Source organism: Martinezella hainanensis (genome assembly GCF_900094555.1).
Classification (GTDB): domain Bacteria; phylum Pseudomonadota; class Alphaproteobacteria; order Rhizobiales; family Rhizobiaceae; genus Rhizobium; species Rhizobium hainanense.
In genome coordinates, this window is record NZ_FMAC01000001.1 from 1,267,055 (window position 1) to 1,289,714 (window position 22,660).

The 22,660-nt window shown below is 60.1% G+C and carries 22 protein-coding genes, 1 tRNA gene and 1 pseudogene; 12 read left to right on the top strand and 12 right to left on the bottom strand.

Going from position 1 to position 22,660, the window contains the following annotated elements:
• Positions 1–4 precede the first annotated feature (4 nt).
• The 3 genes from GA0061100_RS06135 to GA0061100_RS06145 all read right to left on the bottom strand — a co-directional run bounded on the left by GA0061100_RS06135 (position 5) and on the right by GA0061100_RS06145 (position 2,416).
• Complete coding sequence (locus GA0061100_RS06135; RefSeq protein ID WP_075851768.1) at positions 5–448, bottom strand: DUF2948 family protein; 444 nt, start codon at positions 446–448, stop codon at positions 5–7.
• Between the two features lie 233 nt (positions 449–681).
• Positions 682–1,974 carry a UDP-N-acetylglucosamine 1-carboxyvinyltransferase gene (murA, locus tag GA0061100_RS06140; protein WP_075851769.1) on the bottom strand — a complete coding sequence of 431 codons (1,293 nt, stop codon included), beginning with the start codon at positions 1,972–1,974 and terminating at the stop codon, positions 682–684.
• 145 nt (positions 1,975–2,119) lie between these two features.
• Positions 2,120–2,416, bottom strand: a complete 297-nt coding sequence (locus tag GA0061100_RS06145) for a hypothetical protein (RefSeq protein ID WP_244557764.1) — start codon at positions 2,414–2,416, stop codon at positions 2,120–2,122.
• Positions 2,417–2,571: 155 nt separating this feature from the next.
• On the opposite strand from GA0061100_RS06145, the gene GA0061100_RS06150 reads away from it, so the two are divergent.
• From GA0061100_RS06150 to GA0061100_RS06155, 3 genes and pseudogenes are all read left to right on the top strand, one after another.
• A tRNA-Thr gene (locus GA0061100_RS06150) sits at positions 2,572–2,646 on the top strand.
• A 220-nt stretch (positions 2,647–2,866) separates the two neighbouring features.
• Positions 2,867–3,007, top strand: a pseudogene (locus GA0061100_RS35525) (HNH endonuclease); the annotation flags it as partial.
• A gap of 27 nt (positions 3,008–3,034) precedes the next feature.
• Complete coding sequence (locus GA0061100_RS06155; RefSeq protein WP_244557765.1) at positions 3,035–3,742, top strand: hypothetical protein; 708 nt, start codon at positions 3,035–3,037, stop codon at positions 3,740–3,742.
• Positions 3,743–3,879: 137 nt separating this feature from the next.
• On the opposite strand, the gene GA0061100_RS06160 is transcribed toward GA0061100_RS06155, so the two are convergent.
• Positions 3,880–4,164 (bottom strand): hypothetical protein, encoded by a 285-nt coding sequence (locus tag GA0061100_RS06160; protein ID WP_143525383.1) that lies wholly within the window; start codon positions 4,162–4,164, stop codon positions 3,880–3,882.
• A gap of 210 nt (positions 4,165–4,374) precedes the next feature.
• Between GA0061100_RS06160 and GA0061100_RS06165 the strand changes: the two genes are divergently transcribed.
• Positions 4,375–5,439, top strand: coding sequence for a D-alanine--D-alanine ligase family protein (locus GA0061100_RS06165; RefSeq protein ID WP_075851773.1), 1,065 nt, complete (start codon positions 4,375–4,377; stop codon positions 5,437–5,439).
• Positions 5,440–5,463: 24 nt separating this feature from the next.
• Here GA0061100_RS06165 and GA0061100_RS06170 read toward each other — a convergent pair whose 3' ends face one another.
• Positions 5,464–5,811, bottom strand: coding sequence for a CAP-Gly domain-containing protein (locus GA0061100_RS06170; RefSeq protein WP_075851775.1), 348 nt, complete (start codon positions 5,809–5,811; stop codon positions 5,464–5,466).
• 506 nt (positions 5,812–6,317) lie between these two features.
• Here GA0061100_RS06170 and GA0061100_RS06180 point away from each other — a divergent pair.
• Together GA0061100_RS06180 and pdxA are read left to right on the top strand one after the other, a co-directional pair.
• Positions 6,318–7,502, top strand: coding sequence for a four-carbon acid sugar kinase family protein (locus GA0061100_RS06180; RefSeq protein WP_075851778.1), 1,185 nt, complete (start codon positions 6,318–6,320; stop codon positions 7,500–7,502).
• Positions 7,499–8,515, top strand: coding sequence for a 4-hydroxythreonine-4-phosphate dehydrogenase PdxA (gene pdxA, locus GA0061100_RS06185; RefSeq protein WP_075851779.1), 1,017 nt, complete (start codon positions 7,499–7,501; stop codon positions 8,513–8,515). The genes GA0061100_RS06180 and pdxA overlap by 4 nt, the downstream gene beginning before the upstream one ends.
• Before the next feature lie 5 nt (positions 8,516–8,520).
• On the opposite strand, the gene GA0061100_RS06190 is transcribed toward pdxA, so the two are convergent.
• Positions 8,521–9,432, bottom strand: coding sequence for a LysR family transcriptional regulator (locus GA0061100_RS06190; RefSeq protein ID WP_075851780.1), 912 nt, complete (start codon positions 9,430–9,432; stop codon positions 8,521–8,523).
• 112 nt (positions 9,433–9,544) lie between these two features.
• Here GA0061100_RS06190 and GA0061100_RS06195 point away from each other — a divergent pair, with 112 nt between their 5' ends.
• From GA0061100_RS06195 to GA0061100_RS06205, 3 genes are all read left to right on the top strand, one after another.
• Positions 9,545–10,291: an SDR family oxidoreductase gene (locus GA0061100_RS06195; RefSeq protein WP_075851781.1), complete on the top strand. Its 747-nt coding sequence runs from the start codon at positions 9,545–9,547 to the stop codon at positions 10,289–10,291.
• 102 nt (positions 10,292–10,393) lie between these two features.
• Complete coding sequence (locus tag GA0061100_RS06200; protein WP_075851782.1) at positions 10,394–10,867, top strand: VOC family protein; 474 nt, start codon at positions 10,394–10,396, stop codon at positions 10,865–10,867.
• A gap of 233 nt (positions 10,868–11,100) precedes the next feature.
• Entirely contained in the window at positions 11,101–11,844 is a 744-nt protein-coding gene (locus GA0061100_RS06205) for a metallophosphoesterase family protein (protein WP_075851930.1), read from the top strand.
• Between the two features lie 156 nt (positions 11,845–12,000).
• Here the strand turns inward: GA0061100_RS06205 and GA0061100_RS06210 are convergent, their stop codons facing one another.
• From GA0061100_RS06210 to GA0061100_RS06225, 4 genes are all read right to left on the bottom strand, one after another.
• Positions 12,001–15,159, bottom strand: coding sequence for an efflux RND transporter permease subunit (locus GA0061100_RS06210; RefSeq protein ID WP_075851783.1), 3,159 nt, complete (start codon positions 15,157–15,159; stop codon positions 12,001–12,003).
• Positions 15,160–15,181: 22 nt separating this feature from the next.
• Positions 15,182–16,330 carry an efflux RND transporter periplasmic adaptor subunit gene (locus GA0061100_RS06215; RefSeq protein ID WP_075851784.1) on the bottom strand — a complete coding sequence of 383 codons (1,149 nt, stop codon included), beginning with the start codon at positions 16,328–16,330 and terminating at the stop codon, positions 15,182–15,184.
• 60 nt (positions 16,331–16,390) lie between these two features.
• On the bottom strand, positions 16,391–16,999 hold the full coding sequence (locus GA0061100_RS06220; protein ID WP_075851785.1) for a TetR/AcrR family transcriptional regulator: 609 nt from the start codon (positions 16,997–16,999) through the stop codon (positions 16,391–16,393).
• A 218-nt stretch (positions 17,000–17,217) separates the two neighbouring features.
• Entirely contained in the window at positions 17,218–17,697 is a 480-nt protein-coding gene (locus GA0061100_RS06225) for a hypothetical protein (RefSeq protein WP_075851787.1), read from the bottom strand.
• Between the two features lie 487 nt (positions 17,698–18,184).
• On the opposite strand from GA0061100_RS06225, the gene GA0061100_RS06230 reads away from it, so the two are divergent.
• Positions 18,185–18,724: a hypothetical protein gene (locus tag GA0061100_RS06230; protein ID WP_075851788.1), complete on the top strand. Its 540-nt coding sequence runs from the start codon at positions 18,185–18,187 to the stop codon at positions 18,722–18,724.
• Positions 18,725–18,826: 102 nt separating this feature from the next.
• On the opposite strand, the gene GA0061100_RS06235 is transcribed toward GA0061100_RS06230, so the two are convergent.
• Positions 18,827–19,258 carry an OsmC family protein gene (locus tag GA0061100_RS06235; protein ID WP_075851931.1) on the bottom strand — a complete coding sequence of 144 codons (432 nt, stop codon included), beginning with the start codon at positions 19,256–19,258 and terminating at the stop codon, positions 18,827–18,829.
• Between the two features lie 365 nt (positions 19,259–19,623).
• On the opposite strand from GA0061100_RS06235, the gene GA0061100_RS06240 reads away from it, so the two are divergent.
• Positions 19,624–20,418 carry a FadR/GntR family transcriptional regulator gene (locus GA0061100_RS06240; protein WP_075851790.1) on the top strand — a complete coding sequence of 265 codons (795 nt, stop codon included), beginning with the start codon at positions 19,624–19,626 and terminating at the stop codon, positions 20,416–20,418.
• A gap of 30 nt (positions 20,419–20,448) precedes the next feature.
• A complete protein-coding gene (gene dgoD, locus GA0061100_RS06245; RefSeq protein ID WP_075851791.1) occupies positions 20,449–21,597 on the top strand; it encodes a galactonate dehydratase in 1,149 nt (382 codons plus the stop codon).
• 326 nt (positions 21,598–21,923) lie between these two features.
• On the opposite strand, the gene GA0061100_RS06250 is transcribed toward dgoD, so the two are convergent.
• The gene (locus GA0061100_RS06250; protein ID WP_075851793.1) at positions 21,924–22,640 is read right to left on the bottom strand and encodes a Bax inhibitor-1/YccA family protein; all 717 of its coding nucleotides are present in this window, start codon (positions 22,638–22,640) and stop codon (positions 21,924–21,926) included.
• Positions 22,641–22,660: the final 20 nt, after the last annotated feature.

Below are 22,660 nucleotides of genomic sequence, written 5' to 3' on the forward strand. Positions count from 1 at the left end.
AAGCCTATTCGCCGGCGTCCGGATGTCGAGGCTTATGGGCCGTTTCCCATGCACCGCCGATATCCGCAAGCTGAGCCTCGATACATTCGACATCGAGCGCGATCGTGGCATTGGCGGCAAGAGCAAGCTCGATCGTGCCGTCGGGCCCCTCACCCTTCTGCTCGAAGCGGATGGCGAGCAGCGACAGCACTTCATCGCGGTTGCGCCGGTCGATGCCGTTCGAACGCACGGCCTGCACGCGCTTGAACACCAGCGCGGAACGATGGCGTTCGTAAGGCTTGCTGCGCTGATCCGACTGCTCCCAGACGAAACGGTTGGCTGCGAGCGAAAACTGCTCCTGCTTCGGCGCAAAGGACATGTCGCCGACCTTGAAGACGCTATCCTGCATATAGGCAGAGATGACATCCAGATCATCGGTGTCGAGTGCCATTAGCTTGAGATCGCTCATTCGTCCTTTATCCCTAATCGCGCCATCAGAACGCCCGGCAAGCACGATTGCCGAGGTTTCTCCATTCTGGACATAAAATGCGAGCGCAAAAGACGCAACCGAAGAAAACGGGCTTGCCCGCTCTCTTGGCGTCATCTGACGGAATTGAGACATGCCCGACAAAATTCTGTCGCGGCTTTGCGACAGTGGCATTCGCAAAACTTCTAAGTAATTCCGCGATATCGCGACACGCCTTAGTCGCTGATACGCTCGACGACGGCGCCGCAGCGCGTCAGCTTGTCTTCCAGCCGCTCGAAGCCGCGATCGAGGTGATAGATGCGCGAAACCAGCGTCTCGCCCTCGGCGGCAAGGCCGGCGATGACGAGCGAGACGGAGGCGCGAAGGTCGGTCGCCATAACCGGCGCGCCCTTCAGCTTCTGCACGCCCTCGACCCGGGCCGTCTGGCCTGACAGAGAGATCTTCGCGCCGAGGCGGGCAAGCTCCTGCACGTGCATGAAGCGATTTTCGAAGATGGTCTCGGTGATGTGCGAGACGCCCGAAGAGCGGGTCATCAGCGCCATGAACTGCGCCTGCAGGTCGGTCGGGAAGCCTGGGAACGGATCGGTGACGACGTCGACCGGCTGGATGCCGCCGCCATTGCGCATGACGCGGATGCCGTTGTTGGTCGGCGAAATCACAGCGCCGGCGCGGCGCAGGCTTTCGAGCGCGGTGTCGAGCAGCGCGACATCGGTATTTTCAAGCGTGACGTCGCCGCCGGCCATGGCGACGGCCATGGCATAGGTGCCGGTCTCGATACGGTCCGGCAGCACGCGGTGGCGGGCGCCGGAGAGCGAGGTGACGCCATCGATGGTGATCGTGCTGGTGCCGGCGCCGGAAATCTTTGCGCCCATGGCGATCAGGCAATTGGCGAGATCGACGATCTCGGGCTCGCGGGCCGCATTGCCGATAATCGTGGTGCCGCGGGCAAGCGTCGCGGCCATCATCAGCACATGCGTCGCGCCGACGGAAACCTTCGGGAAATCATATCGGGCGCCGATGAGGCCGCCCTTCGGCGCGGTGGCGTTGATATAGCCGGCGTCGATTTCCATGGTGGCGCCGAGCGCCTGCAGGCCTTCGATGAAGAGATCGACCGGGCGCGTGCCGATGGCGCAGCCGCCGGGCAGCGACACGCGCGCCTGGCCCTCGCGGGCAAGCAGCGGCCCGATGACCCAGAAGCTCGCGCGCATCTTGGCAACCAGCTCGTAAGGGGCCGTGGTATCGACGATGGTGCGGCAGGTGAAATGGATCGTGCGGGAATAGCCGTCTTCCTGGCGCTCGCGCCGGCCGTTGACGGCAACATCGACGCCGTGATTGCCGAGGATGCGCATCAGGAGCTCGACATCGGCCAGATGCGGCACGTTTTCGAGCGTCAGGGTATCGCTGGTCAGAAGCGAGGCGATCATCAGCGGCAGGGCGGCATTCTTGGCGCCGGAGATCGGAATGATACCGTTAAGCTCATTGCCGCCGACAATCCTGATACGATCCATATAAGCAATACGGGCGAGGCCCGCCTTTCCTGATAGTCCCGGGCGCCTTGAAGTCGCGGGCGCCAGGTTTCGTGCACCTGGTAAAACGCGCTCTTTAGACGAAATAGATTAACGCATCAATTCGTTTGATGATGGACGACATCAATCATTGCGATTCGTCCCTTTTTGCGGCGGGATTTTCGCTATCCCCAGCCTTTGCAGCCGGCAAACCATCCGTTTCGTCCGCCTGGCCGGCGCGGCGCGCCCGTACCTGCTGCTTGCGCCGCGACAGGTTCTCGCGCAGCTTCTGCGCCGCCCGCTCCCGCCGCCGGTCCGCTTCCGTCACCTGCCTGCCGCCCACGGGCCCGCCCGCCTCGCCGCCGGCGCCGTCACCGGCCCCACCGGACGCCAAACCGCCCTGCAAAGCCTGCCCTTCATCGATTTTCGTCTTGTCCGCAGCCATGGTTTTCCCATAACCGAAAACCCCGGCCTTCAAAAGACCGACACATTTTTTCCAACGATCTTTCACAGAACTTGCAATTTGCGACTTGCACTCGGCCTCCACCTATGGCAATAGCCGCCTCGCCCAATACGGCGCACCACACCGCGCCACGGAATGCTGCTATAGCTCAGGGGTAGAGCACTCCCTTGGTAAGGGAGAGGCCGAGAGTTCAAATCTCTCTAGCAGCACCAGTTTTTCCCCAGGAAATTAGTGTTTATAGAGCTTTTGCAGCCGTTGCTTGATACACCAGAGCGGACACTGACGTATGGTTTTGAAAGCGGCCCAGCCTATCAAGCGCTCTGACATCGAACATGCTTACGAATTGCGAAGCAAATAATAATCTGTCACTAAAACTTACCAAGAGACGGCGAACTTGTTAAAATTAGGCAGACTCAGAACCTTACGGTCTTCATGTCTCACGGTCCGACTTTCTATTCTTCAAGAGGTTACTGCATTTACTGCAGAGCCGAAGGGGTGCGATTAACCGACGAACACATTGTTCCCTACTCCCTCGGCGGAAATCATGTCCTCCGAGACGCAAGCTGTGATCATTGCGCCAAAATCACATCGAAGGTTGAATTGAAGATTGCGCGTGAACTTTGGGGACAGGCTAGACAGAGTTTCGGCGCGACCTCCCGTCGCAAGAAAAGGAAAGGAAAGACGCAGATTGTACCTGACGGCGAAAATATTGGTCGATTCCAGGCCGTACCGAACGAAGAGGTGCCAGCGATATTTGCGTTCTACCACATGCCACCGGCAGGAATTCTTCTCGGGCTTAATGAGACTTTTGACACCTTACCATTTTGGAAGATGTCCGCTATTGCCGACTCTAACAGACAAGAACAATTCGAACGAAAATATGGTTTTAAGCCGGCGGTGGGTTTCAGACATCAGCCAAAAGAATTCGGTCAGCTATTGTTGAAGATCGGATACGGGCAAGCGTTAACGCATTTGGATTGTCAAGATTTCGAAGCGATTTGCATCCCATATATTCTTGGCGAGAAGTCTAACGTTTCATGGTTGGTTGGCACAAACATGGGAGAATCAGAGGCTCTGTTGGATATTGGCTATTCGTTGGGTACCAAGGCTTTTGGGACCACTGAGCTTTTATACATCATTTCCGATATCAAGCTTTGGGCGAACACATTTATGCCCTGGTATCACGCTGTGGTTGGACGAGTGCAAGGCCGTGACAAAGTCCGCTTCGTCGTAGAAAAGTTAAATAGCATCAACGCTTCAACGACCATCAATAGCCCTGAACCAACCAGACTTCGCAATCGGATTTAGCCTTTCCCAATTGTGAACAGCTCGGATCACTGTTTTTGCTGTTTCGGAAAGACTTCGCGCAATCCAACGTAATGAAACCGCTCTCAAACTGGAACTCTGGAAGACATGAGATAATGTTCCCAAGCTTGCATTAGAACTTATCGCCCGGCGCGTCGATTGAAGCTTTCAACGGCATCATTGTACTCCGATATCGCCTTATCGCTGGCTGCTTCGGCTTCACGCTTGGTACAAGACAGAAAAGTCTCAACATCAGACTTGTAGGTCTCCATCTCACTTTTGCAACGGCTGAACTCCCACTCATCATCAAATGCTCCGTACCTGTCCGCACATGACGGCGCAGAGGGCTCATTGCAATATGCCAGAGCAACGGAGGCCTGAACCGAAACGGCCATAGAGACAAAGGCTACGATCGGTATGCGCATGGTTACCCCCTTCGAGAAGAAGCTTGGATTAGTAAATGCCACCATGTGATGAGTTATTTTGCAAACAATCGCAAGTTTTGCGAGCGACAGCCCAAGGTTCGCCCATCTGTTAAGCTCTCGGTTAGCACCACCCTCCCCAATTCCGCTGCAATCCCCCGTTTAAACCCTCCCATCCATCACATCCATCCTGCCCCGGGAGAGCACCCCTCAATGTCGAAACTACGCGTCGCCGTTCTGTTTGGCGGTCAGTCCAGCGAGCATGAGGTTTCCGTCATGTCGGCCCGCAATGTCGTGAGGGCGATCGATGGTACGAAATATGAGATCGTGCCGATCCTGATCGATCGCGGCGGGCTCTGGCTGCTGGTGGAGGAAAAGGGCGGCGTGCTGCCGGAGCCGATTGCCTATGAGGGCACGGAAGTCTGCCTCGTGCCGGGCGGCAAGGGCCGGCTGCTGGCGTTGGAAGGCTCAAGCGCGCGCGAGCTGCCTGCGGTCGATGTGCTGTTTCCGGTGCTGCATGGGCTGAACGGCGAGGATGGCTCCATTCAGGGCCTCGCCCAGATCGTCGGCCTGCCCCTCGTCGGCTGCGGCATTCTCGGCTCAGCCAATGCGATCGACAAGGACATGGCAAAACGCCTGCTGCGCGAGGCCGGCCTGCCGGTGGCCCGCTCCGTCACACTTCTGCGCGGCGACAAGCCTGATTTCGATGAGATCGTGAGCACGCTCGGCTCGCCCGTCTTCGTCAAGCCCACGCGCCAGGGCTCGTCTGTCGGGGTCAGCAAGGTGCAGGATGCCGCAGCCTTCGAGAGAGCGCTTGCCGAAGCCTTCCGGCATGACCGCAAGGTGCTGGTGGAGGAATTCGTGCGCGCCCGCGAGATCGAATATGCGGTGCTGGAGCAGCCTGATGGCACGCTCTTCGTCTCCGTGCCGGGCGAGATCGCCACGGCGGCGACCCACGGTTTCTATTCCTACGAGGCGAAATATCTCGATCAGAACGGCGCCATCGTCACCGTGCCGGCGGATATTCCGGCCGAGACGGCGGAGGTGTTGAAGCGCATGGCGGCGGATGGTTTTCGGGCGCTCGGCTGCGAAGGGCTGGCGCGCGTCGATTTCTTTGTGCGGCCGGATCAGACCGTCGTCATCAACGAGATCAACACCATGCCCGGCTTCACCAATATCAGCATGTATCCCAAGGCCATGGGCGCCTCGGGCATTTCCTATCCAGAGCTTGTCAGCCGCCTGATCGAGCACGGGCTTGCGCGGGCGCGTCAGGGTTAATCGAGGCTACCCGCCTGCCTGCACTCAGACCTTTTCCGTCTTCTTGGTCTTGACCTTCGGCTCGACCGGCGCATCCGGCGTCGGCGCCAGCAGCTTTCTGAGCGAAGCGATCTTGTCCTTGACCAGCGGGCGGAAGCGGCTGGCGCGATAGGGCATGTCGGCGGCGCCATAGCCTTCCGGCCCGTCATCATCGCCGCGATGGATCTCTTCCAGCTTGACGCCGATGAAGGTGCCGTCGACATAATGCGTGTATTCGCCGACCCAGCGGATGGTGTAGATCGTCCCCTTGCGGATCAGCTGATCGATGCTGACATGCTTGAATTTGTCGTCGATGCAGACGACCTTCTGGCCCACATGGAAATCGTAGCTCACCCTGCCCTCCTTGAAGCGGCCGAAGCACCGCCGCGTCGTTCAGATACAAGCATATGCGCATATGCGCCAGTGAGTAAACGCGGGCTGAGGTCGCAGCCCGGATGGATGAAATGGCAGGCAGTTGCATAGGGACAGGTTGCCCCTCATCCGTCCTCTCACAGTTTCGCTTCGCTCAACTGTTCGAGTCCACCTTCTCCGCGCCCCTTCGACAGGCTCAGGACAGGGCGAAGGGGCTTGGCGGGATCGCCCCCTCTCCCCGTCAAAACGGGGAGAGGGCTGGGGTGAGGGGCGCTTTTTGTTTCATATGCAATCGCCTGCTCCAATGGCGGAAGGGGTTGTGCGACAGCGAGCTCATAGGCGATGGCCCGACATGACTCGGTGACAAAGCAACCCGTTGACATCCTTCACGGAAGGCTGAAGATTGCGCGTCGCCCGAGCAGCCGCAAGGCCTTGGCTTTCATGTTCATATCCGATACCCGCAAGGCCGCTGAAGGCTCCCGAAGCTTATGCCCACCCTCCGCCTCATTGCCGATGACTTGACCGGCGCGCTCGATACCGCCGTCGAATTCGTCGGCGTCTACGGGCCGATCGACGTGGAGCGCAGCGACGCGCTTTCCAAGGACCTGCCGGATTGCCTTGCGATCGACAGCGGCACCCGCGAGAAAACGGCAGCCGAGGCGGAGGCGATCGTCGGCGGCATCGCGCCGCTGCTGGAGGGCGCCGATCTCGCCTTCAAGAAGGTGGACAGCCTGTTTCGCGGCCCCTGGGCGGTGGAGCTCGCAGCCTGCTTCCGGCTCGGTCACTGGCGGCACTGCATCCTCGCGCCGGCCTTTCCGCATCATGGGCGACACACGCGGGGCGGACGGCAGGTGCTTTATGCCGGCAAGGATGCCTGGCGCGATGTCAGCGGCGATCTCGTCACCCATCTGCGCGCCGAGAGATTGCCGGCCTTCAACACGACGCTCGACAGCACCGGAACGGCCGACATTCCGGATGGCATCCATGTCTTCGACGCGCACACGGACGACGATCTGGATGCGATCATCGCATGGGTATCGTCTGAGCTGGAGGGACCAGTCCTCTGGAGCGGCACCGGCGGCCTCGCCCGCGCTCTGGCACGAAATATCGACCGCGCAACGCATCATCTGACCCGCGCGCAAAAGAGCGCTGGGGAATGTCGCCCGACGCCCGCTGTCCCGATCTCGCGCAAACTACAAAGGCCGGTGCTCGGCCTGTTCGGCTCTGATCAGCCCATCACCCTGGCGCAACTCCAGGCCTGCGGACCCAACTGGCTGAAGCTTGCGGAAGGCGTCGATGCCGATGCCGTCGATCACCAGATCCAGCAAAGCGGCATCGCCATGGTCAGCCTCGACCTGCCGGACGGGCTGGAGCGCGATGATGCCGCAAGGCGGATCGCAGCGAGTTTCGGCGCCATGGCCAGGGAGCTGCCGGCACCGGGCACATTGATCGTCGCCGGCGGCGAGACGCTGCGCAATCTCTGCTCGGCGCTGGACGTATCGGCCCTCAGCATCACCGGCCAGGCGGCACCCGGCCTGCCGCGCTCGACGATCGTCGGCGGCCCTTGGGCAGGCACGACGGTCATCTCCAAATCGGGCGCCTTTGGCGGCCCGACGCTGTGGCGCGATCTCTTGAGTGAAAACGGGCTGATTGCCGGAGGAGAAGAACCATGACGCGACATCTCGCAATCACCATGGGCGATCCCGCCGGCATCGGCCCGGAAATCATCGTCAAGGCCGCAGCCCGCCTCAAGGATCGGATCGACGAAGGTAAGTTGAAACTAACGATCATCGGCAGCGGCCCCACTCTGCGGCTCGCCGAAAAGCAGCTCGGCCTCGATATCGAAATCCCCGAAGCTGAGATGGATGGCGACTGGCCGAACCTCTGCTTCATCCAGGCCGATGCCGAGGGCGAACCGATCCTGCCAGGAAAACTTTCCGCCGATGGCGGCCGCATGGCCTTCAAGGCGATCGAGAAGGGTGTCCAGCTGGCGCTATCCGGCAAGATCGGCGGCATCGTCACCGCGCCGCTCAACAAGGAAGCGCTGAACAAGGCCGGCTTCCACTATGCCGGCCATACCGAGCTGCTGGCGGAACTCACAGGCGCGCGCGGCTCTGTCATGATGCTCGCCCATGGCAACATGCGCGTCAGCCACGTCACCACCCATGTCGCGCTGGAGGACGTGCCGAAGCGCCTGACGCCGGAGCGGCTGCGTCTCGTCATCGACCTCACCGACAAGGCGCTCAAGAATCTCGGCATCGCCAGCCCGAAGATTGCCGTTGCGGCGCTCAATCCGCATGCCGGCGAAGGCGGCCTCTTCGGCCGGCAGGATACCGATATCTCCGCGCCGACCATCGCCAAGGCTGTTTCCGACGGGCTCGATATCGTCGGCCCCGTTCCCGGCGACACCGTCTTCGTCAAGCTGCGCGCCGGCCAATATGACGCCGTCGTCGCCATGTATCACGATCAGGGCCATATCCCAGTGAAGCTGCTCGGCTTCGAAATCGATCCGGCGACGGGAAAATGGATGGATCTTTCCGGCGTCAACATCACGCTCGGCCTGCCGATCGTGCGCACCTCCGTCGACCACGGCACCGCCTTCGACATCGCCGGCAAAGGCATCGCCAATGAACGCAGCCTGATCGAAGCGATCGAATTCGCCGAAAGACTCGCAGCCAGCCGCTAGGAGCCTTAGGCCGCTGGCGTCTCGCCAAAGAGCTCGTCGGCGCGCTCGGCAAGCAGCGAAAGGAAGGCCTTCGTCCTCGCCGCGGGGCGCGGCCCCGGCGGATAGATGGCGTGGACATCCACACGCCTGAACTCATGGGAAGGCAGCACGGAAACCAGCCTTCCTTCGGCGATCTCCCGGCCACAGACGGCAACGAACAATGCGCCTATCCCTCTTTCCGCCAGCACTGCCTCCATGAGCGGCCGCCAGTGATTGACACGCCATGCGGTGCGGATCGGCGCTTCCACCGTCCCGCCGTCGGAACCGATCAGTTGCAGTCGCTCATCCGCCGCGAAACCGGCGACCCGGATGAAGGGATGCGCCGCAAGTTCTGCCGGTTCGCGCGGCTGCCCGTGTCGCTCGAGGTAGCCGGGAGCGGCCAGCATGAGCCGGCGCATCGTCCCCAACCGGCGGGCGATGAAGTTGCCGCTGCCGATCTCGCCGATGCGGATCGAGAGATCAACGCCTTCGGTCATTGGATCGACGAAGCGATCATTCAGGGTTACGTCGATCGCCAGGGCCGGATGCAGTGTCTGGAATTCGATGAGCAACCGCGGCAAGGTCATCTCGCCCAGCCCATGCGGCGCCGCGATCCGAAAGGTTCCGGTGAGCGACGTCTCGGCCGCGGCGACAGAAGCCTCTGCCTCCTCGGCTGCCTCGATGGCACGCTTGGCATAGTCGTAGAAGCGCGCGCCGGCATCGGTCGCCTGCACCGAACGGGTCGTGCGGTAGAGGAGCCGCGCGCCCAAATGCTTTTCCAGCTTCTCGACGCGTTCGCTGACGGTGGGCTGGCCGAGGCCGAGATCGCGCGCGGCGGCTGAAAGGCTGCTGCGCTCGACGACGCGGATGAAGATGCGCATGGCGGAAAGCATGTCCATGACGACATTCTATCGCCTTTTACGATAAATGACATCGCCATTCGCTTCCTTCCAAAGCATATGCCGATCAACGATCTTCGGACCGGTTAACAATCCAACCGGAGAACCAGTCTTGCAGACCAGCACCATTCATACGGGCAACACGCAGCCTCAATCGTTCCAGGGGCAGAATGTCGTCATCATCGGCGGCTCTTCGGGCATTGGCCTGGCAACCGCCAGGCAGGCCAAGGACGCCGGCGCGAATCTCTTTCTACTATCCCGCAATCCGCAGCGTCTTCGCGAAGCTGCGGAAGCGATCGGCGGCGCGACCCAGATCGTCGCAGACATTGCCGCCCCACAACCCACGATGTTCGCAGGGATCGAAAGGATCGACCATCTGCTGATCACGGCCGGCACCGTTCACCTGCAGTCGCTCAAGGATCAGTCGGAAGCGGATCTCTCGAAGGTCGTGAGCGAACGCCTGATCGGGCCGTTGCTCGCCATCAAGGCTGCTCTTCCGCTTCTTCATTCTGCAAGCTCGATTACCATGACCTCCGGGCAATTCGCCTTCCGCCCGGCCGCCATCGGTGCCGTTGTGGCGGCTGCCGTCGCCGCGGTCGAAAGTACGGTCCGTGCCCTTGCCATTGAACTGTCGCCGATGCGCATCAACGCGGTTTCGCCGGGATGGGTGGATACTCCGCTGCTCGATGGCCTGATGGGCGATGCCAAGCGGCAGGTCCTCGAACAAACCGCCTCGACGCTGCCGAGCCGCAATATCGGCCGGCCGGAGGATATCGCTGAGGCCATCCTCTTCCTGATGACGAACCGCTTCGTGACGGGAGAGGTCTTGCACATCGATGGCGGCGGCCGCCTCGTATAATGGCCGGCGGCCGGTATGGACTCGAAAAAATTTTCGCCACCCTGTCGGCCCTGCCGCCCCTCCTTCGTCCTAAGGGCATTCAATCGGAGAGAGGAGTACCCAATGTCCAAGATTGCCCCATGCCTGTGGTTTGCAAAAGAAGCGGAGGAAGCAGCGAATTTCTATGTCTCACTCTTCCCCGGCTCCCGGATCGATCACGTTCAGAAGAACGTCGTCGACACGCCCGCAGGCAAGCCCGATGAGGTTCTGGTCGTGAACTTCACGCTTGCCGGCCAACGCTTCATGGCGCTGAACGGCGGCAGCCGCATCGAGTTCAATCATGCAATCTCGCTGGAGATAGATTGCATCGATCAAGCCGAGGTCGACCGCCTCTGGGAAGGCCTTACCGATGGCGGCGCGCCGGTGGAATGCGGGTGGGTGACGGACCGCTACGGCGTCTCCTGGCAGGTCGTACCGACGGTGCTCGGCAAATATATCGCCGATCCAGACCCGACCAAGGCCGCCCGCGTCATGCAAGCTCTGATGGGAATGGTCAAGCTCGACATTGCCGGGCTCGAAGCTGCCTATCGCGGCTGAGCGGCATAACCATTCGGGAGGTTGCACAAGGTGCGACCTCCCAAAGATGATGCCGAATCTTTCTGAAACTTCAACGGTTCAGACCAATGCCTGTGCCCGTAAGACTTGCAGCAAACCGATGCTTGGAATACCGTCCCATATAAGCTCGCCAAAGGCGGGTTTCTCGACACCATGTCAAGCAATTGGGCTGCCGCGGCCATTCAGGCACGATCCGGCAGGAAACGGTCGATTTCATGCAGCATCAACGAGACCGTATCGATCTCACCGGACGTGATTACACAGCAATCTATGCCCTGAGCGACATCCATGGCTGCTACGACGAGATGGTGGAGGCCGAAAGGCGCATCATCGCGGATGCCCGCAGCCTTCCCGGCCGAAAGCTGTTGATGTATCTCGGCGATTATGTCGATCGTGGCCCACGTTCCGGCGATGTCCTGGCGCATCTTAGCGCACCGCCGCCCGAAGGTTTCGATCGCTATGCGCTTTGCGGCAATCACGACGATGTCTTCCTTCGTTTTCTGGACGATCCCGATGCCAACATCCATTGGCTGGAGTTCGGCGCCTTGCCGACGCTCGCATCCTACGGCATCGATGCCCGGCATATGCTTTTCGATCTCGGTTATAGCGTCGGGGAGTTGCGTGACACGGTGCTAAGGGTGATGCCGGCAGCGCATATCGATCTGCTGCGTTCGCTGGCTATAGCTGTCACTTTCGGTTCGACACTCTTCGTCCATGCCGGCATCAAGCCAGGCCTTCCTTTAAGTGAACAGACGGACGAAGATCTGATGTGGATTCGCGAGCCGTTCCTGTCGGTCGGACCGCAATTGCCGCTGCTGGTGGTCCACGGCCACACGCCGGGCTCGCATCCCGTTTTTGGTCTAAGCCGCATCGGTATCGATACGGCCGTTTCCATGGGTGGAACGCTGACGATCCTCAAGATCACCGAAGGTAAGCAGACGATCCTGCCGTCTATCTAAAGCATTTCCAGGAAAAGTGCGTAGCGGTTTTCCGTCCGGAATGCGTTGGGAAATAAAAAGAAAGGACGTTTTGGCGATTCGAAGAAAAGCGGGAATGCTCTAACGGCTCAAAAGAAAACCCCGGCCTCAGGCCGGGGTTTTCTTCTTTCAGGCGCCTCACTCCGCCGCCACGGCCGGCGGCAGTTGGATCGTATTCTGTTCTTCCTCGTCAGCCTGCTGTTTGGCTGGCGGCGCCGCCGACCTGTTCTTGGGCTCGCGACCGAAGAACAGGGCGTAGCCGGCGGGCAGCACGAAGATCGTCAGTACGGTCGCAACCAGAATACCGCCCATCATCGCATAGGCGAGCGGCCCCCAGAAGACGCCGCGCGAGATCGGGATCAGCGCCAGCACGGCCGTCAGCGCGGTCAGCGTGATCGGCCGGAAACGACGCACGGCCGAGCCGATGATCGCTTCCTTCCGGTCCATGCCCGCCGCGATATCCTGGTCGATCTGGTCGACGAGAATGATCGAGTTGCGGATGATGATGCCGAGCAGTGCGATGACGCCCAGGATCGCGACGAAGCCGAAGGGCGCACCGCTGATGAGCAGAGCCGCGGCCGCGCCGATGATGCCGAGCGGCCCGGTGGCGAGCACCAGCATCGCCTTGCCGAAGTGCTGCAGCTGCGCCATTAGCAGCACGACGATGATGACAAGCATGATCGGCGCCTTGGCGGCGATCGAGGCCTGGCTTTCGGCGCTGTCTTCGGCTCCCCCCTGGATCTCGATCTTGTAGCCGGCCGGCAGGCTGTTCCTCAGATCAGCCATGTCGTTGTAGAGCTTGGCGGTCACGTCGTTCGACTGCACATTGTCGGGCAGGGTCGCCCGCACGCTGATTGTCGGCAGGCGGTCACGGCGCCATTCTATGCTCTGCTCCATGACAGGCACGATCTTGGCGACCTGTGACAGCGGCACGAAGCCACCGCTATCCGTCGGGATATATACCGAGTTTACCGACGTCAGCAGATGACGGCTTTCTTCCGGCTCGCGGGCAACGATTCCAACGGTTTCCTCACCCTCGCGATAGTTGTCGAGAGTGACGCCCGACATCGAGGCCTGAAGCATCTGGCGAATGCGCTGCGAGGTGACGCCGAGAGCACGGGCGCGATCCTGATCGATCACCAGCTTCATGGCCGGCACCGGCTCAAGCCAGTCGTCATGGATGGCACCGAGCAACGGATTCTGGACAAAGCGTTGCTTCACCTCGTCGGCAATATGGCGAACCTCCTGACGATCCGGCCCCATGATGCGCAGCTGTACGGGCCAGCCCGTCGGCGGGCCGAGGAACAGGCGATCGACCTTGCCGCGAACGGATGGGAAATCGTTGGCCAGTATGCCACGCATCTTGGTGATCAGCCGCTCGCGAGCCGGCTCATCCTTGGCCATGACCAGCATCTGTGCATAGTTCGGGTTCGTCAGCTGCTGATCGAGCGGCAGGAAGAAGCGCGGCGCGCCCTGGCCGATATAGGTGGCGATGAAACGCTTGTCGGGATCATCGGCCATGCGGGCTTCCAGTGCCTGGGCCTGGCGCTCGACTTCCTTGATGCTGGTGCCCTCTGGCAGCCAGAGATCGACGAGGATTTCCGGGCGCGAGGACTGCGGGAAGAAGTTCTGCGGAATGAACTGGAAGGACCAGAGGCTGCCGACGAAGGCGGCGAGCGTCAGAAGCAACACGATGACGCGGTGGCGCACGGCCCAAGCGACCGAGGAATGCAGACGGCGGTAGAAGCGCGTATCGAACACGTCATGATGCTCGCCGGCATGATGGCGCTGCTTGAGGATCATGTAGCCGAGCCATGGCGTGAAATAGACCGCGACGAACCAGGAAACTACGAGCGCGATGCCGACGACGTAGAAGAGCGTGCGGACATATTCGCCGGCGGTCGACGCTGCAAAGCCGACGGGAATGAAGCCGGCCGTCGTGATCAACGTGCCGGTCAGCATCGGGAATGCGGTCGAAGAATAGGCGAAGCTTGCTGCATCGAGCTTGATCAGCCCTTCCTCAAGCTTGCGCTCCATGAGTTCCACCACGATCATGGCATCGTCGACCAGCAAGCCGAGCGCGATGATAAGAGCACCGAGCGAAATGCGCTGCAGGTCGATGCCGAATTCGTACATGATGGCAAACGTTGCTGCGAGGACCAACGGAATGGCGATCGCGATCACCAGACCCGAGCGCCAGCCGATCGACAGGAAGGAGACGATCAGCACGATGACGAGAGCTTCGCCAAGCGCATGCATGAATTCGCTGATCGCATCCGTGACGACGTCGGGCTGGTTGGCGATCTGATCGACCTGAACGCCGACCGGCAGCGAGGCTTCGAAGCGCTTGTAGGTTTCCTCAACCGACTTGCCGACATCGGTCACCTTGAAGCCTGGCGCCATGACGACGCCGAGCTGCACGCTTGGATGACCGTTATAGAGGAACTTGGCGGTGTAGGGGTCCTGCAGCCCGGCGGTGACCGTGGCGATATCGCCAAGGCGCGTCACCTGGCCACCGGCGGTGAGCCGAAGGTTCTTGATATCCTCGATCTTGTTGACGTCGCCCTCGACCGAGATGCGCACCGAGCGGATGCTGGTATCGACGGTGCCGGCCGGATCGACGTTGTTCTGACCGACGATGGCGTTCTTCAGGTCAGTGAGCGTCAGTCCGCGCTCGGCCAGAACCTTGGAAGAGACATCGATATAGATCTGCTCCGCCTGATCGCCGATGATGGTCGCCTTCTCGACGCCGGGCGTCGAGAGCAGCATGTCACGGGCCTGAATGGCGAATTTCTTCAGCTCAGGATAGCTGTAGCCATCGCCGCTGATCGAATGCAGCGTGATGAAGGTATCGCCGAATTCATCATTGAAATAAGGGCCGAGCAGGCCGGACGGCAGCTCGTTGCCGATATCGCCGACCTTCTTGCGGATCTGATAGAACGCGTCCTTCACCTCTGCGGTATTGGTATCGCCCTTGATCTGGATGGTGGTGATGGCAAAGCCGGCACGTGTATAGGATTTGACCCAATCGAGATGCGGCGTTTCCTGCAGCTTGCGCTCGATCTTGTTGACCACCTGGTCTTCCATGTCCTGCAGGGAAGCACCGGGCCAGACGGTCTGCACGACCATGACGCGGAAGGTGAAATCCGGGTCTTCCTTCTGGCCCATATGGGTCAGGCCGAGTGCACCGGCGATGATGATGAGCCCGAACAGAAAGCGCGCAATGCTTGGATGGGCAATTGCCCAACGCGACAGGTTGAAACGCTTCCTCTCGTCGGAGGTACTATTGATGGACATGGTGTCGTCCCCTCGATCCGGGTCAGCGTACGATATCCGCCGAGGCGGCTTTGGTTTCTGCGGAGGCCTGCTGGGCTGCGGCGCCTGAAAGCTTGACCTTCATGTTTTCGCTCATGAACTGGGTCCCTGCGGCAACGACGACGTCGCCGGTCTTGAGACCATCAGCTACGCGCACGCCGTCATCGGCGAAATCGGCGACCTTGATGGCACGCGAATGCACGGTACCGGCGCTGCGGTCGACGAGCCAGACGATCTGCTGCCCATCCTTCTGCGCCAGGGCGCTCAGCGGAATGGAAACATAGGGCTGGGTATTGTCGGCAAGCGCCTCGATCGTCGCGGTCATGCCAAGCAGAACGCGCGGATCGTTCGGTACGCTCACACGCACGGCGAAAGTGCGCGACTGATCGGCACTGCCGGACACTTCCCGCACCTTTCCATCCAGTACGAGGGCCGCATCGGACCAGAAGCGCGCCTTGACATCCTTGCCGACCTTGAACTGGGCGATGTCCATTTCCGGGACAGCGACCTGCACTTCCTTCTCGCCATCGACGGCAACGGTGATGACGGCTGTACCGGAACTGACCACCTGGCCGACATCGGCGTTGATCGCAGTCACGATACCATTCATGTCGGAGGTCAGGTCGGCATAGGCAACCTGGTTCTTGGCTTCGGTCAATGCCGACGCTGCGGAATCGCGCGTCGAAACGGCCTGCTCATAGGAAAGCTCGGCCTGCTCGAGTTGCGACTTGGAGGTGACATTCTTGTCGAAAAGCGTCTGCGCGCGATTGCGGGCAAGCTCGGTCGTCTGCACCTGCTTTTCAGCCGCATCCAGATCGGCCTGCGAACGGCGCACGGCGAGAACATAATCGGTTGCATCCATGCGGGCGACCACATCACCGGGCTTTACCCTTTGGCCGATATCCACCTTGCGCTCGACGATCTTGCCGTTCACGCGAAAGCCGAGATTCATCTCCGTCCGCGCACGCACGGCACCGGAATAGTCGAGCTTGCGCGTCGTATCGGCCTGAGCGATCTCGACGACCTTGACCGGCCGGATCACCTCCGCCGTCTCTTCCTTCTTCTCATTGCAGCCCGAAAGCCCAAGCCCCAAGGCGGAAAGAAGAACCGCACCGGCAGCGGCTCGTAGAGTGTTGGTCGTCAGCGAAACCATGTCGCTCTCCTAAAGTCGAACAAAGAGTGGGAACACGCCGGGCATCCGGTGCGCGCATTGCTATTTCTTCAAAGCCCTGATGGCGAATTCGATGAGATCCTCGGGCTCGGCCCGGTTTGTCTTGGCGAGGCACTGGGCCACCATCTGCGGGTGACAGAGATTGATGGTCGCCGCACCGAAGCATTTGGACGCGACATAGGGGTCCTGCTCGACGAACTCGCCGGCGGCAATGCCCTCCGCGATGATCTCTGCGATCAGATCATGGATGCGGTCGATATGTTTTTCGATAACGTGCCAATCACGCTCGATGGCGACAACGACCATCTCGTGAACCTTCTGCTCGTCGAGCATGGCCTCCATCGTCATCTTGTATTGGGCCATGGTATAGGCCCGCAGCCGTTCGGTCGCGCTGATCGGTTGATTGCGGATGGCAAGCGCCATCTGGTAGCTCTGGCCGAGCATGCGCCCACAGATAGCCTGATGGATTTCCGTCTTGGAGCCGAAGAATCGGTAGATATTCGCCGTCGACATGCCGAGATCGCGTGCGATGTCGGCTACGTTCGTCTTGCTGTAGCCGTAGTGGCGAAACAGCTTTTCGGCGGCATCGAGAATGCGGGCGATGTTTTCCTGGCGGGCAGGATCGGCGTTGACATCGTGAAGCTCGAGCATGACTAAGGCCTGATGGATTACGAGTGACGATTTTAAATTTTCGTCACTCGTAATCCATTAGAGTGCCGATGTCAATAAGCCACCCACAACCGCAGGCCGTTTGAGATGCTACTGAATAAACCGATGATGCGCCGAACAACTTGAAACAACAGTTAAACCTTCAACAACGCTCCTTGCGGATCGGGCTGAAAGTGTCCGGCATTTTGTCGCAGGCCCGATCAGGCGCCCAAAAGCGTCGGACGGAAGCGGCGAATACTGAAATACCCGACAAACAGGCAGGCCACCAAAAGTGCCACCTGCGCCGCGAGGATCGGCGGCTCGTTACCGGCAGGCGCCAGCGCGTTGAGCGCCGGTATCTTCTGGAACGATTGAATGATCAGCACCAGACAATTGAAGAAGAGCAGCACCAGCGCACCGACCACGAAAACCGACCGCCAGATGCCGGCAAGATGAAACCTGTAGCGCGCCAGCGCCGTCGGTATGAAGATGAGAAGACAGAGAATGCCGACAACGATCGCCGGCGTGATCCCGTGAAATGGGAACAAGAAACCCGTCAGGCTGGTGAGCGCAGTCGTAAGCATATAGACGAGCGTCGATCGGTCGTGGCGATTGGCCGTGAGAAATCCCTGAGCCACGACAATACCGCTGATGATGGCAATCAAACTGATGACGACATGAATCAAAAGAATTCCAGACATTCGCCCCTCCCCTTGAGCACTGCATTTCAGTGAAAATGACAGCCCAATGCCCGGGCGTCGACTATATACCAAACCCGCCGCACGCGCAGGATATTTTATAGCAAGCCTGGGTCGAGGCAGCGGCGAGGGATTGCAGATGCATGCGCGAAAACACGCCTTCGCATGGCGAGACTGGTCGATGTCGCCGGGCCGCAATTTTACGAAGCCGCGATATAGCCAATACTTATGAAACTGCCGACCGTTTGAATTGGTGTTGCGACGGCATCCTCTTTATTTGTCCGATGAATAGTCGGACTGCGAGACGAAATGTCGAGGCGCCGTCAATTATGCGATGGTAGGAGCCGACCGTCATGATCGGCCCCGTCAGGCTCCCGATAAATTTTCCCGCGCCGTTAGAAAACCTCCGAAAGAGGACCTTACGCCCATCCATAATTTGGATGGTCAGGCATGAATTTGAGAGTGGAGCAATCAGGGAGGAAAATCGAACATGAGCAGCAATTATAACGAGATCCGTCGGGATACGAAGCTGGGAGAAGGCCTCACGGATACACCGGCCCTGTGGGCGACCATAAAAGCCGGTGTGATCGGGGGCCTCGCCGGCGGCATCCTGATCTGGATATATGAGGCGATCGTCTGGGTTGGCATCCAGCAGCTCATGCCGCTGGCGGGCATCCCCCGCAATGCCACCGGCCTCGTATTCGGCAAGGCGGTGCAGGAATCCCTGGGATTGACGGCGTATTTTCTCGGCACCGCAATCCACTTCTCCTTCGTCTTCGCCTGGGGCATCGCCTTTGCCTATATCTGGCCGTACTTCCGCCGGCGCGGTTTCGAGGCGACGTTCGTGGCATTGTTCTACGCCGTCGTGATCTGGATCGTGATGCATGCTGCCATCATGGTGGCGACTGCGGATCATCCGAACTATTTCGATCCGATGGTCGTTATCGGCGGCTTCATGTCGCACTTTTTCTACACGGTTCCACTGGCCTTGATCGTGAAGCGACACCTTGCAGCAGACGCAGGCTCGTAAGACCTATTGGCCAGCGAAAATACACCGCTTTTGCCATCATAAGGCGGCATTCGACAGGCCCCTCGCCCCGCAAAGCGCCTGTCGAACCATGAGATTTCGAGCCTATGCGGCGTGAACTTCCAGAGAGATCGGAACGGAAGCAAGCGCCTTGGAAACCGGGCAACCGGCCTTTGCCTTGTTGGCAAGCTCGGTGAAGGTAGCTTCGTCGGCGCCAGGCACCTTGCCTGTTAGCGTCAAATGGATTGCGGTGATGGCGAAGCCGCCTTCGACGCTTTCAAGCGTCACCTTGGCCGTCGTCTCCATGCTTTCGGCGGTGAAGCCGGCTTCATTGAGGATCAGCGACAAGGCCATGGTGAAGCAGCCGGCATGCGCCGCGCCGATCAGCTCTTCCGGATTGGTGCCGGCAACGCCTTCGAAGCGGCTGGCAAAACCGTAAGGATAGTGACTGAGCGCGCCGCTCTGCGTCGAAATCTGACCCTTGCCGTCCTTCAAACCGCCGGACCATTGAGCCGAACCTGTGCGATTGATCTGCATGTCGTCCTCCTTGTCGTTGAATGAACTTCGGGGAGCAAAGCTCGCCTCCCCCTGATGATCGGCGGCAAGCGGCCTCGCCACCTGCACCGACACCATAATCCTTCTATCCGTCGAAGACGACGCCGCCGTAACAGATGCGGCGTCAATCCGGAAAACGGCTGCGCCAGCCGCTTGTTCCTGAAAAGGCGATTGCGCAGGTCTTTCAAATCATCATACAACGATATTGCCAATGTATGATGAATATCGTATGATCATTTCGACGTTGGTCACGAAACGTGGCCGGGCATCGCCCGCATGAAAGTCCCGCTCGTCTCCGGTCGAGAAAGATTCAGGCAGAGCATGCGAAACGGTGTGGAGGAGATAGGGTGGAATCGCTCGAAAGACAGGGGCATGGCTCCTCGGCTCAGCCGGCGCGCCGTCCGCGCGTGCGCAGAAACGTGACTGCCGCGATCGCCGAAGACATCTGCGCCGAACGCTACCCCTCCGGTTCGACCCTGCCGCGTGAAAACGATCTCTGCGAAATGTATGGCGTCAGCCGCACGGTTATTCGTGAATCCCTCAAGGTACTGGAGTCCAAGGGTCTCGTGCGCGGCAAGCCGCGCATCGGCACCACGGTCTGCGACAAGGACGACTGGAACATCCTCGACCAAGATGTGCTGGAATGGATGGGACCCTATATCGCCGATTTCGACATTCTCGGCTCCATTCTTGAAGCCCGCCGCACGATAGAACCCGCCGCCGCCGAATATGCCGCGGAACGGGCGACGGCCCGCGAAATCGCCGATCTCGAGAGCACGTGGCAGCAGATGCGCGACAGCGGCGATGATCCGGAGGGCTTTACCGAAGCCGACGTGGCATTCCACAAGCTGCTGCTCAGCGCCAGTCACAACCAGGTGTTTCGCCGTCTTTCCAGCGCCATGCATGCCGGCCTGAAATATGCGCTGCACGCCTCCAACGTCGCTGCCCATAGCCGCGACGAGGCGATCGCCGTTCACGGTGAACTTGTCGAAGCGCTGCGCCTTCGCGATCGCGACGCCGCGCGTGACTGCGCTCACCGCATGCTCGATCTTGCCGCCCGCGATCTCGCCGTCGAACGGCAGCTGGACGCAGGCCGGAAAACAAATCCCGCAACCCAGAGATCCGCGGCATCGCGCCGCTGACGCAACCCAAAGCCAAACGGAATCATTCCCATGAAAATCACCAAGCTGACGACCTACATCGTTCCCCCGCGCTGGCTGTTCCTGAAGATCGAGACCGATGAAGGCATTGTCGGCTGGGGTGAGCCCGTGGTCGAGGGTCGCGCGCTCACCGTACAGGCGGCCGTGCACGAGCTAGAAGATTATCTGATCGGCAAGGACCCCTTCCTGATTGAGGATCACTGGACCGTCATGTATCGCGCCGGTTTCTATCGCGGCGGCGCCGTCCACATGTCGGCCCTTGCCGGCATCGACCAGGCGCTCTGGGACATCAAGGGCAAGGCACTCGGACAACCGATCCATTCGTTGCTCGGCGGCCAGGTGCGCGACAAGATCAAGGTCTATTCCTGGATCGGCGGCGATCGTCCCTCGGACGTCGCCAAAAATGCCAAGGACGTCGTTGCCCGCGGCTTCAAGGCGATCAAGCTCAACGGCTGCGAGGAAATGCAGATCGTCGACACCTACGACAAGGTGGAGAAGGCGGTCGAGACCATCGCCACCATCCGCGAGGCGATCGGCCCCTATATCGGCATCGGCGTCGACTTCCACGGCCGCGTCCATCGTCCGATGGCCAAGGTTCTCGCCAAGGAGCTGGAGCCCTACAAGCTGCTCTTTATCGAGGAACCGGTGCTGTCGGAAAACCGCGAGGCGCTGAAGGAAATCGCCAACCATTGCTCGACGCCGATTGCCTTGGGTGAGCGCCTCTATTCGCGCTGGGATTTCAAGTCGGTGCTGTCGGACGGCTATGTCGACATTCTCCAGCCCGATCTATCCCATGCCGGCGGCATCACCGAATGCCGCAAGATCGCAGCCATGGCGGAAGCTTATGACGTGGCGCTGGCGCCGCATTGCCCGCTCGGCCCGATCGCGCTTGCCGCCTGCCTTCAGGTCGACGCCGTCAGCTACAATGCCTTCATCCAGGAACAGAGCCTCGGCATCCACTACAACAAGGGCAACGACATCCTCGACTACATCTCCAACAAGGAGGTGTTCCACTATGCCGATGGCTTCGTCTCGATCCCGCAGGGACCGGGCCTCGGTATCGAGGTGGACGAGGCCTACGTCATCGAGCGCGCCAAGGAAGGCCATCGCTGGCGCAACCCGGTCTGGCGCCACGAGGACGGCAGCGTCGCCGAGTGGTAAGACCACGCTCGTCCCATGACGGACGAGAAACCGCATATCTCCAATGATGAAAGGCCCGATGGCAGCAGATCTGCGCTATCGGGCCTTTTCTTTAGACGGTGCTCTCTTGGTCCGGCACCTTCCCCCTTTGCCGCCTGGCGGCGAAGATTGCTGTAAACTTGGTTTACCGCCTCCCCCAAAAAAGTTGCGCCTGCAGTATCGGCGCAGATACTGCAGGCGCGTCATGCGTCTCAACAAGCCCCCAGGGAGACGCATTACCGGAGCATGATCACCAAAGGCGTGGAGTGCCCTTTAGCTCAGACCATGCTCAAGCAGGCAATTTCAGACTACTCCCGCTCGCCGGTGAAATTCAGCAGCAGCTGGAAGATGTTGACGAAGTTCAAGTAGAGCGACAGGGCACCGAAGACGGCGAGCTTCTGCTGCGATTCCTGATCATGGTTTTCGGCATACTGTTCCTTGATGTTCTGCGTATCCCAGGCGGTCAGGCCGACGAAGACGACGATACCGATCACCGAGATGGCGAACTGCAGCGCGCTCGAACCCAGAAAGATATTGACGATGCTGGCGATGATGACGCCGAACAGACCCATCATCAGGAACGAGCCGATGTTCGAAAGGTCACGCTTGGTCGTGTAGCCGTAGAGGCTGGTCGCACCGAACATCGTCGCGGCGATGAAGAAGGTGCGCGCAATACTCGTGCCGGTGAAGACCAGGAAGACCGAGGCCAGCGACAGGCCCATGACCGCACAGAACGCCCAAAACATCATCTGCGCCGTGCTGGCCGACATCGACTGGATGCGGAACGAGAAGAAGAACACGAAGGCGAGCGGCGCCAGCATCACGACCCACTTCAGCGGGCTCTGGAAGATCGGCACATAGAGTGCCGGCGTCGTGCCGACGATCAACGCGACGATGCCGGTCACGACAAGGCCGATACCCATGTAGTTGTAGACGCGCAGCATGTGCCGGCGCAGTCCCTCGTCGAAGAGCGCCTGAGAGCCGGCGGCGGCTCCGTAGCCGTATCGCGGATTGGTCGGGTTCATGGTCGTTCTCCTTTAATCCA

Coding starts and splice junctions, on each gene's coding strand:
- GA0061100_RS06135 (WP_075851768.1), bottom strand. CDS start 448: ATGAGCGATCTCAAGCTAATGGCACTCGACACCGATGATCTGGATGTC.
- murA (WP_075851769.1), bottom strand. CDS start 1,974: ATGGATCGTATCAGGATTGTCGGCGGCAATGAGCTTAACGGTATCATT.
- GA0061100_RS06145 (WP_244557764.1), bottom strand. CDS start 2,416: ATGGCTGCGGACAAGACGAAAATCGATGAAGGGCAGGCTTTGCAGGGC.
- GA0061100_RS06160 (WP_143525383.1), bottom strand. CDS start 4,164: ATGCGCATACCGATCGTAGCCTTTGTCTCTATGGCCGTTTCGGTTCAG.
- GA0061100_RS06165 (WP_075851773.1), top strand. CDS start 4,375: ATGTCGAAACTACGCGTCGCCGTTCTGTTTGGCGGTCAGTCCAGCGAG.
- GA0061100_RS06180 (WP_075851778.1), top strand. CDS start 6,318: ATGCCCACCCTCCGCCTCATTGCCGATGACTTGACCGGCGCGCTCGAT.
- pdxA (WP_075851779.1), top strand. CDS start 7,499: ATGACGCGACATCTCGCAATCACCATGGGCGATCCCGCCGGCATCGGC.
- GA0061100_RS06190 (WP_075851780.1), bottom strand. CDS start 9,432: ATGGACATGCTTTCCGCCATGCGCATCTTCATCCGCGTCGTCGAGCGC.
- GA0061100_RS06200 (WP_075851782.1), top strand. CDS start 10,394: ATGTCCAAGATTGCCCCATGCCTGTGGTTTGCAAAAGAAGCGGAGGAA.
- GA0061100_RS06205 (WP_075851930.1), top strand. CDS start 11,101: ATGCAGCATCAACGAGACCGTATCGATCTCACCGGACGTGATTACACA.
- GA0061100_RS06210 (WP_075851783.1), bottom strand. CDS start 15,159: ATGTCCATCAATAGTACCTCCGACGAGAGGAAGCGTTTCAACCTGTCG.
- GA0061100_RS06215 (WP_075851784.1), bottom strand. CDS start 16,330: ATGGTTTCGCTGACGACCAACACTCTACGAGCCGCTGCCGGTGCGGTT.
- GA0061100_RS06220 (WP_075851785.1), bottom strand. CDS start 16,999: ATGCTCGAGCTTCACGATGTCAACGCCGATCCTGCCCGCCAGGAAAAC.
- GA0061100_RS06225 (WP_075851787.1), bottom strand. CDS start 17,697: ATGTCTGGAATTCTTTTGATTCATGTCGTCATCAGTTTGATTGCCATC.
- GA0061100_RS06230 (WP_075851788.1), top strand. CDS start 18,185: ATGAGCAGCAATTATAACGAGATCCGTCGGGATACGAAGCTGGGAGAA.
- GA0061100_RS06235 (WP_075851931.1), bottom strand. CDS start 19,258: ATGCAGATCAATCGCACAGGTTCGGCTCAATGGTCCGGCGGTTTGAAG.
- dgoD (WP_075851791.1), top strand. CDS start 20,449: ATGAAAATCACCAAGCTGACGACCTACATCGTTCCCCCGCGCTGGCTG.
- GA0061100_RS06250 (WP_075851793.1), bottom strand. CDS start 22,640: ATGAACCCGACCAATCCGCGATACGGCTACGGAGCCGCCGCCGGCTCT.